Source organism: Geothrix rubra (assembly GCF_030268065.1).
GTDB lineage: Bacteria > Acidobacteriota > Holophagae > Holophagales > Holophagaceae > Geothrix > Geothrix rubra.
Genome location: NZ_BSDD01000002.1, coordinates 284,830 through 298,279 on the forward strand (window position 1 = coordinate 284,830; position 13,450 = coordinate 298,279).

Annotated in this window: 11 protein-coding genes; 4 read left to right on the forward strand and 7 right to left on the reverse strand. The window is 71.1% G+C overall.

All coding sequences use genetic code 11. The features are described from left to right. Positions 1-5: 5 nt before the first annotated feature. The 3 genes from QSJ33_RS06090 to QSJ33_RS06100 form a co-directional block, all read right to left on the reverse strand. Complete coding sequence (locus QSJ33_RS06090) at positions 6-1,250, reverse strand: hypothetical protein (RefSeq protein ID WP_285723675.1); 1,245 nt, start codon at positions 1,248-1,250, stop codon at positions 6-8. Between the two features lie 156 nt (positions 1,251-1,406). Further along, complete coding sequence (locus QSJ33_RS06095) at positions 1,407-2,054, reverse strand: riboflavin synthase (protein WP_285723676.1); 648 nt, start codon at positions 2,052-2,054, stop codon at positions 1,407-1,409. A gap of 16 nt (positions 2,055-2,070) precedes the next feature. Further along, entirely contained in the window at positions 2,071-3,642 is a 1,572-nt protein-coding gene (locus QSJ33_RS06100) for an APC family permease (protein WP_285723677.1), read from the reverse strand. A gap of 88 nt (positions 3,643-3,730) precedes the next feature. Here QSJ33_RS06100 and QSJ33_RS06105 point away from each other — a divergent pair, with 88 nt between their 5' ends. The 3 genes from QSJ33_RS06105 to QSJ33_RS06115 all read left to right on the forward strand — a co-directional run bounded on the left by QSJ33_RS06105 (position 3,731) and on the right by QSJ33_RS06115 (position 7,904). After that, the gene (locus QSJ33_RS06105; protein ID WP_285723678.1) at positions 3,731-4,672 is read left to right on the forward strand and encodes a DUF58 domain-containing protein; all 942 of its coding nucleotides are present in this window, start codon (positions 3,731-3,733) and stop codon (positions 4,670-4,672) included. A gap of 41 nt (positions 4,673-4,713) precedes the next feature. After that, on the forward strand, positions 4,714-5,139 hold the full coding sequence (locus QSJ33_RS06110) for a cytidine deaminase (RefSeq protein ID WP_285723679.1): 426 nt from the start codon (positions 4,714-4,716) through the stop codon (positions 5,137-5,139). A gap of 68 nt (positions 5,140-5,207) precedes the next feature. Then, a complete protein-coding gene (locus QSJ33_RS06115) occupies positions 5,208-7,904 on the forward strand; it encodes a tetratricopeptide repeat protein (RefSeq protein ID WP_285723680.1) in 2,697 nt (898 codons plus the stop codon). Between the two features lie 52 nt (positions 7,905-7,956). Here QSJ33_RS06115 and fmt read toward each other — a convergent pair whose 3' ends face one another. Beyond that, entirely contained in the window at positions 7,957-8,880 is a 924-nt protein-coding gene (gene fmt / locus QSJ33_RS06120) for a methionyl-tRNA formyltransferase (RefSeq protein WP_285723681.1), read from the reverse strand. A gap of 27 nt (positions 8,881-8,907) precedes the next feature. Continuing rightward, positions 8,908-9,414: a peptide deformylase gene (gene def, locus QSJ33_RS06125; protein WP_285723682.1), complete on the reverse strand. Its 507-nt coding sequence runs from the start codon at positions 9,412-9,414 to the stop codon at positions 8,908-8,910. A 76-nt stretch (positions 9,415-9,490) separates the two neighbouring features. On the opposite strand from def, the gene QSJ33_RS06130 reads away from it, so the two are divergent. After that, a complete protein-coding gene (locus QSJ33_RS06130) occupies positions 9,491-11,398 on the forward strand; it encodes a peptidylprolyl isomerase (RefSeq protein ID WP_285723683.1) in 1,908 nt (635 codons plus the stop codon). On the opposite strand, the gene QSJ33_RS06135 is transcribed toward QSJ33_RS06130, so the two are convergent. Further along, positions 11,376-12,248: an ATP-binding cassette domain-containing protein gene (locus QSJ33_RS06135; RefSeq protein WP_285724320.1), complete on the reverse strand. Its 873-nt coding sequence runs from the start codon at positions 12,246-12,248 to the stop codon at positions 11,376-11,378. The genes QSJ33_RS06130 and QSJ33_RS06135 overlap by 23 nt on opposite strands. After that, a complete protein-coding gene (gene serS / locus QSJ33_RS06140) occupies positions 12,149-13,420 on the reverse strand; it encodes a serine--tRNA ligase (RefSeq protein ID WP_285723684.1) in 1,272 nt (423 codons plus the stop codon). Before serS ends, QSJ33_RS06135 begins: the two co-directional genes overlap by 100 nt. Between the last annotated feature and the right edge of the window lie 30 nt (positions 13,421-13,450).

Sequence of the window (13,450 nt, forward strand, 5' to 3'; positions counted from 1 at the left end):
GCCTCCTAGAACACGAAATCGAGGGCGAGGGTGGCGAGGTTGTAGGTCCCGCCGGTCTGGAAGGCGGGCTGGGGATTCACCAGGGCCCCGAAGGATCCCGAGGCGTTCTTCACGCGGTCGACCTGGGCCTTCAGCGCCAGGTTCGTGCGGAAGTCCCAGCGCACGCCCCCGCCGACGCTGGACTGGGCGTGGTCGGCGGTGGAGACGATGGCGTTCACGACGGCGTTGGGGTTGGAGGTCGGGGAATCCGTCCCCTTCCAGGCCACGGTGAGGTAGGGGGTCCAGTTGCCGAAGCGGTAGCCTCCCGTGACGTAGGCGGCCGTGAAGTGGAGCAGGGCGTTCTCGTCCCCCCGCTTGCGCGTCCACTCGCCCATCACGAACCAGTCGCCGGGATCGTAGTTGAAGCCCACGCTCGCGTAGGTGATGCGGTCCTTCTTGATGTCGAGCTGGTCGGCCATGGCCGGGGCGTAGTAGGGGTTGGGCATGGGCCCGTAGGGCGTGAGCAGGATGGGGGAGCGGAGGATGACGAAGGGGCTCGTGGACCCATCCAGGTAGGGGTTGTCCAAAGTGCCCTTCATCTGCCCGTAGAAGGCGCGGTAGGTGCCGTGCCCGTAGGAGGCCGCCAGGCTGGCACCCACGAAGTCGTTCACCTTGAACCGGGCCTCGACCCCGCTCTGGGGAACCTTCACGGAGGCGGAACCCGCCACGACCTGTCCCGAGAAGGCCACCTGGCCGGCGCTGGCCTGCCAGGTGAGGTCCCCGCCGTCGATGGAGGTGATGGGGTTGAACTGGTAGACCTCCACGGGCGGGCGCACCCAGGGGGTGGCGTAGCCCACCTTCTGGTAGTCGCTGATGAGGTAGGCCGAGTAGGGGATGCGGCCGGCCCGGAAGGCGAGGCCCGGCAGGGCCTGGAACTTCAGGTGGGCCATGTTCAGGGAGGGCGTGTAGGTGTCGTCGTAGCGGCGTTCCGAGATGCCCTGCACCACGGCCGAGAACCGCTCGCTGAACTTCACGTCGAACTGCAGGCCCACGCGGGAGTCCACGCCGAAGTCGGTGCTCCGGGTGAAGCCGGGCCCCTTGGGCTCGCTGTAGTTGGTGATGAAATCGGCGTTCTTCTCGCTGGAATGGGTGGCGGCCAGGGTGCCGAATCCGCTGACCTTGAACCAGCTGGGGCTTCCGTCCTGGGCCATGGCCGGGCCGGTGGCGAGCAGCGCGGAGAGCGCGGCGATGATGCGACTTCTGCTGGGCATGAGCCTCCTCCTCGGGCCGGCCCCCGGGAGCGGGTAGCCCGGTCGGCCCATGCCCTCTCCTCGGCCGGGAGCCCCAGGATCTTTACCCTTAACTCGGGTAGAATCAATTATTTCAAGATGTTGATGTCGTCAATGTCTGATTCTTCCGGGGGCGATTCAGTGCCACCCCCGCTGGGCAAAGGCCGCCAGCTTCTCCTCGCGGCCCCGGAGGACCAGGGCCCTCGCCACGAAGCGGCCGATGGGATCCGCCTCCAGGTTCACCGGATCGCCGGGTCGCATGGAATCCAGGGCCGTGCGCCTCACCGTCTCGGGGATGAGGGCCACCGTGAACCAGTCGGGCCCGCAGTCCACCACGGTCAGGGAGATCCCGTCCACGGCCACGGACCCCTTGGGGGCCGTCATGGGCGCCAGTTCCGGGGGCATGCCGAAGCGCCAGATGCCCTCCTCCGCGCCCCCCTCGGCCTGGGGCCGCGCCAGCAGCTGGCCCACGGCATCCACGTGCCCCGCCACCAGGTGGCCATCCAGGGGGTCGCCCACCCGCAGGGCGGGCTCCAGGTGCACCGTGCTGCCCAGCGCCAGGCGTCCGAGCGTCGTCTTCGCCAGGGTCTCCTCGCTGAGGTCCGCCTCCCAGGCCCGGCCGTCCACCGCCACGCTGGTCAGGCAGGCGCCGTTCACGGCGATGCTGGCCCCCCGTTCGGCCCGCGCCAGCAGGTCCGCCGGCGCCGCGAGGCGCAGGCGCGCCCCGCCGGGCCGGGCAGACCGGGATTCGAGGGTGCCGAGGTGGCGGATCAGTCCCGTGAACATGCGACCTCCCTTCCCATCATAGGGCCGGTGCGGCCTCCTGCAGGCGGCTCTTCCGGGCGCCGTAGAGGAAGTAGATCACCAGCCCGATGGCCAGCCAGATGAAGAAACGGTACCAGGTGAGGGCGGGCAGGCCCCGGGCGATCCACACGCAGCCCAGGATGCCCAGGGGGGCGACCACCCACGGGAGGGGCATGACGAACTTGCGCGGGGCCTCGGGACGGCGCTTGCGGAGGATCATCACGGCGGCGCAGACGATGACGAAGGCGAAGAGGGTGCCGATGTTGGCCAGCTCCACCACCTCGTCGATGTTGAGGAGCGCGGCGGGGATGGCCACCAGGAAGCCCGTCAGCACCGTGGCGTGGGAGGGCGTCTTGAAGCGCTTGTGGACGTGGCCGAACCAGGGGCCCAGGAGGCCATCCCGGCTCATGCTCATGAAGATGCGGGGCTGGCCCACCTGGTACACCAGCAGGGCGGCGGTGGTGGCGATGACCGCCCCGAAGCTGATGACGGCGGCGATGCCCGCCATCTTGTGCTCCGTGAAGATGTAGGCCAGGGGATCCGCGATGCCGCCCAGCTTCGTGTAGTGCAGCATGCCCGTCACCACCAGGGCCACGGCCGCGTAGATGACGGTGCAGATGCCCAGGGACCAGAGGATCCCGCGGGGCAGGTCCTTCCCGGGGTCGCGACATTCCTCCGCCGTGGTGCTCACGGCGTCGAACCCGATGAACGCGAAGAAGATGATGGCCGCCCCGGCCTGGATGCCGCCCCAGCCGTGGGGCACGAAGGGGTGCCAGTTGCCGGGGTTGATGAAGCGGGCGCCGAGGCCCACCACCGCCAGCAGGATCATCACCTTCAGGACCACCATCACACTGTTGACCCGGGCGCTCTCCTTGATGCCGATGTAGCAGAGCCAGGTGATGAGCGCGGTGATGACCACCGCCAGCAGGTTGATGGTGATGGGCAGGCCCGCCACGGTGGGGGCGGCCTTCACCACGTCCCAGTGGGCGAAGAGGGCCGCACCGTCCAGGCCCCCGGCCTTGGCCTGGGCCAGGGCGTGCAGCTTGGCGGAGAGCCCCATGGCCGGGACGCCGTCGGCCAGCTTCAGCGCCGACCGCGGGTCCATGCCCAGCCAGCCGGGGATGTCCACGTGGAAGACCGACGAGAGGAAGCTGCGGGCGTAGTCGCCCCAGGAGATGGCCACGGCCACGTTGGAGATGGCGTACTCCAGCAGCAGGTCCCAGCCGATGATCCAGGCCATGAGCTCGCCCAGCGTGGCGTAGGCGTAGGCGCTGCCGGAGACGGGGATCATGGAAGCCAGCTCGGCGTAGGCCAGGGCGGTGAACCCGCAGATGAGGGCCACGATGAGGATGCTGAGGACGAGGCCCGGCCCGGCGGGCAGGCGGCCGTCGACCATGTTCCCGGCCGCGGCGGTGCCGATGCTGGAGAAGATGCCGGCCCCGATGATGGCCCCGATGCCGAACATGGTCAGGTCGAAGGCCCCCAGGTTCCTCTTCAGCTGGTGCTCGGGCTCGTCGGCGCTGGCGCGGAGCTGTTCCAGGGACTTGGTTCGGAAGAGACGGAAGGGCATTGGGGACCTTTTGGGGGAAGGAACCATGCTAGCAGTGGGTGGTGGGAAGCTGGCTGCGGGCCCCGACCGGGTGGCGTAGGCTGGAGCCATGCGGCTCTGGAACGACCGTCGCCTGCGCCTGGCGCTCACCGGACTGGGGGCCCAGTTCCTGCTGGCCCTGCTGGCGGTGGGCGCCTTCGCGGTGAACACGGGCAACAACCTCCTCTACCTGGTGTTCGCGCTCATGCTCGGGATGCTGCTGGTCTCCGGCATCCTCAGCCGCCGGGCCCTCCAGGGCCTGCGCCTCGCCGCCCTGGACGAGGGCAACCTCTTCGCCCGGGTGCGGGGAGGCCTCCGGCTCCGCCTGGAGGACGCCCCGCGTGGACGGGTCCGGGGCCTGGAACTGCACCTCGCCCTGGACGGGGGCCGGGTGGAGCCGGGCTTCCTGGGGACCGGCTCCGCCCAGGGCGAGAGCACCGTGGTGCTCCACGCCCGGGCCGAGCGGCGGGGCTGGGCGCGGCTGCGGCGCCTCGAACTGCGCACCCAGTTCCCCTTCGGCTTCCTGGAGAAGTCCCGGATCCTCGAGCTGGACCAGCCCATCCTCGTCCTGCCCCACCCCCGCACGCCCCCGGCCGCGCCTGCCGGCTGGCGGGGGGAGGGCCACCGCACCCAGTCCCGGCCCGGGAGCAGCAGCCCCGAGGGGGCCCGTCCCCTCCGACCGGGCGACGCCCCCGGCCGGATGCACTGGAAGCGCACAGCCCAGCGGCGCGAACCCTGGGTGCGCACCTTCGAGGAGGAACGGCCCCTGGGGGTCCACCTCCGCCTGGACGTGGATGCCTGGACCCCCGGGCGCGCCTTCGAACGGGAGCTGGAGCGGCTTTCCGGTGCCATCCTCCAGGCCCGCCTCCAGAAGCGGGAGGTGAGCCTGGAGCTCCACGGCCCCGGCGGCGCCCGGGAGATCCGCGGCCACACGCCCTGCTGGCGGGCCCTGGCGCTGGCGGAGGCCACGGGGCGCGGCCTGCCGGCTGACGCCTCTCCGGCGGGGGACTAAGCTAGGAGCAGCCCCGGCGCGGGGCGCCGGAGGTCCCAACGGTGTTCGACGACCCGCAATCCCCCGCCTGGACCCCACTCCTGGAGGCCGCCTGGGCAGCCCGGGACCGGGCCCACGCGCCCTACTCCCACTTCCAGGTGGGGGCGGCCCTGCTCACGGCCTCCGGACAGGTGGTGGCCGGCTGCAACGTGGAGAATGCCGCCTACCCCGTGGGTCTCTGCGCCGAACGCGGGGCCGTGAGCACCGCCGTGGCCCAGGGGCTGGCCCCCGGCGGCCTGGTGGCCGCCGTGGTCGTCACCGAGGCGGACCGCCTGACCCCCCCCTGCGGCGCCTGCCGCCAGGTCCTCGTGGAGTTCGCGGAGGATCTTCCCATCCTCCTGGCCAACCGCCGGACCCGCCAGCTCCACCGCCTGGCGGACCTGCTGCCCCACAGCTTCAGCGGCCGGCACTTCCGGGCCGGGACCTGAAGCTATCCAAGCCGGATCGACGGGCCTACACTTTCCGAACTCCAGGAAACGCATTGCCGAGGCAGCGAATGGCCATTGACCGCATCAAAGTCAAGAAGGAAGCCGACAAGTTCCTGGCTGCCGGCAAGGTGGAGCGGGCCATCGACGAGCTCCGGAAGCTCCTCGACGACAACCCGAAGGACATGAACACCCTGAACACCATCGGGGACCTGTACCTCCAGATCCGGCGCATCCCCGAGGCCGTGGAGGTGTTCCGCCGCCTGGCCATCGCCTACGAGCGGGACGGCTTCGCACCCAAGGCCACCGCCATCCTCCAGAAGACCATGCGGGCCGCCCCGGACGACATCGACATCGCCCAGCGGCTGGCCGACCTCTACCGGCAGACCAACAAGATCAAGGAGGCCGTGCAGGTCCACCTGCAGGTGGCCGAGTACTTCCAGAAGAAGGGGCTCATCAAGCGGGCCCTGGAGGAGTTCGCCAAGCTGGTGGACCTCGATCCCAAGAACCTGAAGAACAAGGTCCGGCTGGCCGACCTCTACAACAAGGAGGGCATGAAGGACCGCGCCGCCGCCATCTACCTGGAGGTGGCCGAGTCCCTGGCCATGGAGCAGATGCACGCCGAGGCGAACCAGATCCTCGAGCGGGCCAAGGCCATGGTGTCCACCCCCCAGGTGTACCTCACCCAGAGCCGGCTGGGGGTCATCCAGGGGGATTACGCCACGGCCGCCCAGCACCTGCGGGAGGGCCTGGCGACCAATGCCCGGAACCCCGAGCTCCTCGAGGCCCTGGCGGAGATCGAGCTACGGAGCGGCAATCCCGACCGGGCCCTGGAGGCCCTGACCGAGATCCCCCAGCTCCCCGAGAAGGCCATGCCCCTCTGCGAGAAGGCGCTGCGAAACCTGGTGAGCGCCGACCGGGCCGACGAGGGCCTGCGCCTCTTCTCCCCCATCGCCCGCGAGATGGCCCGGCGCGGCTCCGGCGACCTGGTGAGCCGCAGCCTGCGCGGAGCCCTGCAGGGGAACCTCAGCACCGAGGCCTGGGTCCTGCTCGCGGAGATCGCCCACCAGAGCGGCAACAAGGCCGAACGGGAGCAGGCGCTCCAGAGTGCCTACGCCCTGGCCAAGACCCACGGCGACCAGAACCTCATGGACCACCTCTCCACCCAGCTCGTCGCCCTGGGCGCCATCCCCGGCGAGACCCCGCAGGCGCCCTTCGGGGGCTTCGGGGCGCCGGGCGTGCCGGGGGGGATGCAGCTCCCGCCGGTCTCCATCGAGATCACCCGCCACGGGGGCGAGACGGAGATGGATCCCGTCCGCCGGCTGCGCATCGAGCAGATCTCCCGAGAGGCGGAGGCCCTGCTCCGCAGCGGCAGCTCGGACCGGGCCGTGGAGACCTACAAGAAGGCCCTGGAGCTGGATCCCGCCGACCTCACCATCATCGAGGCCATCGTGGCGGTGCATCGCACCACCGGCCACCTGACCAAGGTGCAGATGCAGTACGTCCAGAGCGCCCAGGCCCTGGCCCGCATCGGCAAGACGCGCGAGGCCACCCACCTCCTGGACATGGCCGAGCAGCTCTTCCCCGGCTCCACGCGGATCCACCGCCGGACCCTGGGCCTGCCGGAACCCGGCGCCGTGCCCCCGCCGGCCCCGGCGGTCCGGGCCCCGGAGCCCCAGGCTCCCATCGCCCTCCCGGCCCCCCCGCCCCCGCCGCCCTCCGGAGTGGAATCCCTCATCGGACTGGATGTCCCGGGCTTCGAGCCGCCGCCCCCGGCCCGTCCGGCGGCGCCCGCACCGGCCTTCGAACCTATCCCCATGGCGGACGCCCTGCCCGTCTTCCCGGACCTCGAGCCCCTGCCCGCGCCCACGGCCGAGCCCACCTCCCTGGACGCCTCCGACCTGGGCTGGATGGAGGCCACCCTCACGGACCTGGCGGCCCCGGCCGAACCCGCACCCTCCGTGCCCACGATGCCGCTGCCCCCCCTTGCGGAATCCGCCGCGCTGCCGCCGGAACCGCCGCCCCTCACGGTGCCCGCGCCAGCCCCGGTGCCCGAGGAGCTGATGAGCCTCCTGGGCGACATCGACTTCCAGCTGGACTACGGCAGCCCGGACGAGGCCAAGCTCGAGATCGAGGCGGCCCTCCGCCAGTTCCCCGGGCACCCCGAGCTGGTCGACCGCATGGACCGGGCCGAGCTGGCCCTCCAGAAGCTGGGGCACATGGCGAAGGCCAGTGCCCTCGACGAGAGCGACTTCACCTCCTCCTTCTTCGACCTCACGGACGTGCTGGGCACCGCCCTCCTGGATTCCGGCGAGGGCGAGGAGATGCACGACGCCACCCACGTCGTGGAGAAGATCCAGAGCGTGGACGAACTCTTCAGCGCCTTCCGCGAGGGTGTGGAGAAGCAGGTCAAGGGCGACGACTACGACACCCACTACAACCTGGGCATCGCCTACAAGGAGATGATGCTCATCGATCCGGCCATCGAGGAGTTCAAGATCGCCATGGGCGATCCCGAGCGCACCCTGGAGTGCTGCTCCATGCTGGCCATCTGCGAGCAGGCCCGGGGCGACCTGGATCGGGCCGTGACGTGGCTCCACCAGGGCATCGACGCCCCCGGCTTCCCACCGGAGGACGCCATCGGCCTCCGCTACGACCTGGCCGAGATCCTCCTGCAGCAGGGCCACACCGCCCAGGCCGCGGAGGAGTTCAAGCGGGTCTACGACATGGATCCCGACTACCGCGACGTGGCCGCCCGGCTGGCCTGAACCGCTGGAACGACGAGGTGCTGAGCCGGTCCATCCTGTCCGGGTGGGTTGTTCAGCCCAGGACCCGGCTCCCACTGGCGCCCCAGGGCTGCAGGGCCTGGTGGGCGGCCTGGACGGGCTTCCCGGGGCGCTGGAGGTGCGTCAGTTCCAGGGCGCCTTCCGACGTGGTCAGCCAGGCGCCCTCCTCCCGGCCCCACAGGATCTGGCCGGCCTCCCGGTAGCAGTTCCGGATGGCCCCCACGCCGCAGACCTTGAGGGCCTGGCCGTCCACCTCGAGGTCCGTGCCGGGCCACGGCCACAGGGCGCGGACCTGCCGATGCAGCTCCGCCGCCGGCCGCCGCCAGTCCATCCGGCCCATCTCCTTGCGCAGCTTGGTGGCGTAGGTGGCTCCCGAGGGATCCTGGGGCAGGGGCTGGCCGCTGCCCGAAAGCAGGAGCGGCAGCTGGTCGAGGAGCAGGTCCGCCGCGTCCGCAGCCAGCGCCTCCAGCAGCCCCTCGGCCGTGTCCCCCTGGCCGATCGCCCGGCGGGTCTGGGCCAGCACCGGGCCCTCGTCGAGGCCCGGGGTGAGGCGCATGAGGCTCACGCCCGTGGCCTCGTCCCCGGCCAGGATGGCGTGGTTCACCGGCGCCGCCCCCCGCCAGCGGGGCAGCAGGGAGAAGTGGAGGTTCCACACTCCGAGGGGGCAGGCATCGAGCATCCAGGTCGGAAGGAGGTGGCCGTAGGCCACGACCACCGCCAGGTCGATGCCCAGGGATTCCCAGAGGGCGCGGGTCTCCGGGGCCTTCCAGGTCTCGGGCTGGTGCAGGGGCAGGCCCAGATCCAGGGCCGCCGACTTCACGGGCGGCGCCTCCAGGTGGCGCCCCCGGCCCGCGGGCCGGTCGGGGTTGCAGAACACCGCCGCCACCCCCTCTTCCGCCAGCGCGCGCAGGGCCGGCACGGCCGCGCGGGGGGTGCCCAGGAAGGCGATGCGGGTCATGGCTGCCTCCGTGTGGCCGGGGGGCTCCTAGGAGCTCTTGGCCTGTTTCTGGAACCGGCGCTGGAGAACCTGGCGCTTCACGGGGCCGAAGTACTCCACGAAGAGCCGGCCCCGGAGGTGGTCGATCTCGTGGCAGAAGGCGCGGGCCAGGAGGTCCTCGCCCACCACCTCGTGCCAGCTGCCGTCCCTGGCCCGGTTCCTGAGCGTGACCTTCTGGGGACGCTCCAGCACCTCGCGGATACCGGGGATGGACAGGCAGCCCTCGGGCCCCACCTGCAGGCCCTCCTCCCGGGTGATCTCGGGATTGATGAGCACCAGCTTCTGGGCCGGATCCTCCCCGCTGGAGCAGTCGATGACGGCCAGGTTCAGGTTCACGCCGATCTGGGGCGCGGCGAGGCCGACCCCCTCCTCGGCCAGGGCCGTCTCGAACATGTCCTCGACCAGGCGCTCCAGCTCAGGGGTCCATTCCCCGACATCCTCGCTGTTCTTCTTCAGGCGGGGATCCCCCCAGGTGAGCACGGGCCGAACCGACATCCTTCATCTCCAGCACTCCAGTGTAATGCAACGCCCTTCCTTTGGTAATCTGGGGGGTCTGTCCATTGGGGCTCCCATGCTGCGTTCGTTCCGCCAGGTCTTCAAATCCAATCGCATGCCCGTGGCGGCGATCTTCCTCCTGGTGCTGGTCAGCATGGTCATCTACCTGGTGCCCTCGGGCCGGATGGACACGCCGGACACCGTGGTGGCAAGGGTCTACGGCCGCGAGATCACCCTCCGGGATCTCATGGAACACATGTCGGAGCTCTCCCAGCGCTTCGGCAAGCAGGCCAACGAGGAGGCCCTCCGCCCCTACCTGCAGTCCCAGGCCCTCCGGGACCTGATGAACCAGAAGCTGATGGAGGAGCTGGCCGACCGGCACGGCATCGTCGTGACCGACGAGGAGGTGGCCATCCGCATGCGCGCCTTCCTCCGCCAGTACCCCATCCTCACCGACGACAAGGGCAACCTGAAGCCCATGGCCGAGCTGAAGAAGATCTTCCAGGAGACGGGCTTCAACCCCGCCACCCAGGAGCGCGCCCTCCGCGCCGACCTGCTCCGCACCAAACTCATCCAGCAGGCTGCCGTCCAGGTGCCCGTGAACGCCGCCTGGGTGGAGCAGGAGAACCAGGTGCGCAACGGGAAGGTCGGCTTCGACCAGGCCGTCCTCGCCGTGGATCCGACCCCGGTGGCCGACCCCGGGGATGCCACCCTGGAGGCCTTCTACAAGGCCGGCGGGGACCGCTTCCTGCAGGCCCCTCGCCGGGTCATCCAGGTCGTCGCCGTGGACCGCGCCGCCCTTGGCCAGGCCGTCCAGGTGACCGACGCCGCCGTGAAGGCCGCCTTCGATGCCCGCAAGAACGACTACCTGGAGCTGAAGGCCCGCCACATCCTCTTCAAGGCCGAATCGGATGCCCAGGTGAAGGAGGCCACGGACAAGGCCCTGGCCCTGCGGGCGAAGCTGGTCAAGGGCGAGGATTTCGCCAAGGCGGCCGAGACCCTGAGCGATGATCCCAGCGCCAAGGGCAATGGCGGCGAGCTGGGCTGGTTCCACTTCGCGCAGATGCAGAAGCCCTTCTCCGAGGCCGCCGCGAGCCTGAAGGTGGGCGAGATCAGCCAGCCCGTCCGCACCGTCTACGGCATCCACCTCATCCAGCTCGAGGGCCGCAAGGAGAAGACCCTGGACGAGGTGAAGGACGAGCTGCGCAAGACCCTCGAGGACGACCAGTTCGCAGCCCGCGCCCAGGAGCGGCTGGAGCAGATCCGCAAGCGCGCCAACGGGGGCGACCTCGCCTCCGCCGCCCGGAGCTTCGGCAGCCAGGCCCAGCTGAGCCAGCCCTTCTCCAACGAGCCCGACGCCCAGAGCCCGGGCCTGCCCGAGCTGTCCCAGCTGGCGGGCGAGGCCTTCCGCCTGAAGGTGGGCGAGGTCTCCAAGCCCCAGCGGGCCGGGGACCGGTATTTCCTCTTCCGCGTGCAGGAGGAGCTGCCCGAGGGCGTGCCCCCCTTCAAGGAGGTCCGCGCCAAGGTGCTGGCCGCCTGGAAGCTGGAGGAGGCTCGCACCCAGGCCCTGGCCAAGGCCCAGGCGGCCCTCAAGGGCGGCGACCTGAAGGCCCTGGGCGGGGTCCTCACCACCCAGGCCCCCGGGCCCATCAGCGCCCTCAAGGATCTGGCGGGCATCCCCGCCATCCGAACGGCCCTCCTGACCACCCCCGTCGGCCAGATCACGCCCCTGGCCTGGACCGCCGACGGCAAGCTGTGGGCGGCGAAGATCGCCTCCCGCGACGCGGCCCCGGCCCTCACCTTCGAGACCCGCCGCACCCTCGTCCAGGACATCCAGACCGGCGAGGCCCAGAAGCTGCTCTCCGCCGAGCTGCAGTTCCTCGACCAGCAGGGCCGCCAGCGGGCGGGCCTCCGCAGCCTCTGGGGCCAGTTCGGCGGCGTCTACCTCAACACGGAGGCCCTCAAGGGCCAGATGGACCGCTAGCGGGAAGGCCGGGGACGGCCTCCAGGAGGGCCCGCACGTGCGGATGGGGCGGATCGGACAGCAGCTGTCCGGTCCCGCCCTGGCACAGGACCGCCCCTTTCCGGAGCACGAGGGTCCGGTCGCAGAGGGCCCCCATCAGGCGCAGGTCGTGGCTGGACAGGAGCAGGGCCGTGCCCGCCGCCTTCACCTCCAGCAGCAGGGCCAGCAGGTGACCGGCCAGGGCGGGATCCAGGGCCGAGAAGGGTTCGTCCAGCACCAGCAGGGCGGGCTCGAGCATGAGGGCCCGGGCCAGGCAGAGGCGCTGGGCCAGGCCACCCGACCAGACCCCGGGCTGCTGGTCCAGGGCCGTCTCCGGGAACCTCACCCGTGCCGCCAACCGCGCAGCGGCCGCCCGCCGGGTAGCGGGGGTTCCCCGCCGCTGGATCTCCAGGGGCTCCGCGAGGATCTCCCAGCCCGTGCGGTGAGGCGGCAGGCTGGCGTGGGACTCCTGGAAGACGGCCTGCATCCGGGGCCGGCGTGGCCGGCGGAGGCGCTCCGGCACCCCCGACCAGGGCGCCCCCTCCAGCCGCACGACGCCCTCCGTGGGCCCCATCAGGCCCAGCACCAGGTGCAGGAGCGTGGTCTTCCCCGCGCCGCTCTCGCCCACCACCCCCCAGGCCTCGCCCGGGGCCACGTCGAAGCTGACGTCCCGCAGCGCCCAGGCGCCGCCCCGCCGCAGGCCGAGGCCCTCGACGGCGAGGAGGGGCTCGGTCAGCGGATCACCTCGAGGCCCCCGAGGTAGGGCCGCAGGGCCTCGGGCACCCGAATGCTGCCGTCGGGCTGCTGGCAGTTCTCCAGGATGGCCACCCAGGTGCGGCCCACGGCCAGGCCGCTGCCGTTGAGGGTGTGGAGGAAGGCCGGCTTGCCGTCTTTCGGCCGGAAGCGGATGTTGGCGCGGCGGGCCTGGAAGTCGCCGAACCAGCTGCAGGAGCTGATCTCGCGGTAGGTGGCCTGGGAAGGCAGCCACACCTCCAGGTCGTAGGTCTTCTGGCTGCTGAAGCCCATGTCGCCCGTGCAGAGCAGCACCCGGCGGTAGGGCAGGCCCAGGGCCTCCAGGATGGCCTCGGCGTTCGAAGTCAACCGCTCCAGCTCCGCCTCCGCCTGGTCCGGCGCCGCGAAGGCCACCAGCTCCACCTTGTGGAACTGGTGCTGGCGGATGATGCCCTTGGTGTCCTTGCCGTAGCTCCCCGCCTCGCTGCGGAAGCAGGGCGTGAAGGCGCAGTGCCGCAGGGGCAGCATTTCCGCCGCCAGGATCTCGTCGCGGTAGAGGTTGGTGACGGGCACCTCGGCGGTGGGGATGAGGTAGAGGGGCGCGCCGTCGCCGCGGGAGGTCTTGAAGAGGTCCTGCTCGAACTTCGGCAGCTGCCCCGTGCCGTACATGCTGTCCGCATTCACGAGGTAGGGCGGGATCACCTCCTCGTAGCCTGCGGCGGCCTGGCGGTCCAGCATGAAGGCGATGAGGGCCCGCTCCAGCTTCGCGCCCAGGCCCTTGAGCACCGCGAAACGCGCGCCGCTCAGTTTCGCCGCGCGGTCCAGGTCGAGGATGCCGAGCTTCGTGCCCAGCTCCACGTGGTCCAGCGGCTTCTCGATGGCCGGAACCTGGCCCCAGCGCTTGACCTCCACGTTGGCGTGCTCGTCCTTCCCCGCGGGCACGCTGGCATGCGGCAGGTTGGGGAGGCCCGCCAGGAAGTCGCGGAAGGCGGCCTCGGCCTCGCGCTCCGCCCCTTCCAGCGCCTTCAGCTTGTCCCCCACCTCCCGCTGCTGGGCGATGAGGGCGTCGGCGTTCTCCTTGGCCCGCTTGAGGCGGCCCACCTCCTCGCTCACGCGGTTGCGCTCGGCCTTCAGGGCCTCGGCCTCCTGGAGCACCGCCCGCCGCCGCTCGTCCAGGGACCGGTAGGCCGCCACGTCCAGCACATAGCCACGGTCCGCCAGGCGGGCCGCCACGGCGTCGAGGTCATTGCGCAGGAGGTTGGCGTCGAGCATCTCGGGTCCCGGGAATCCTCCAGTCTAGCT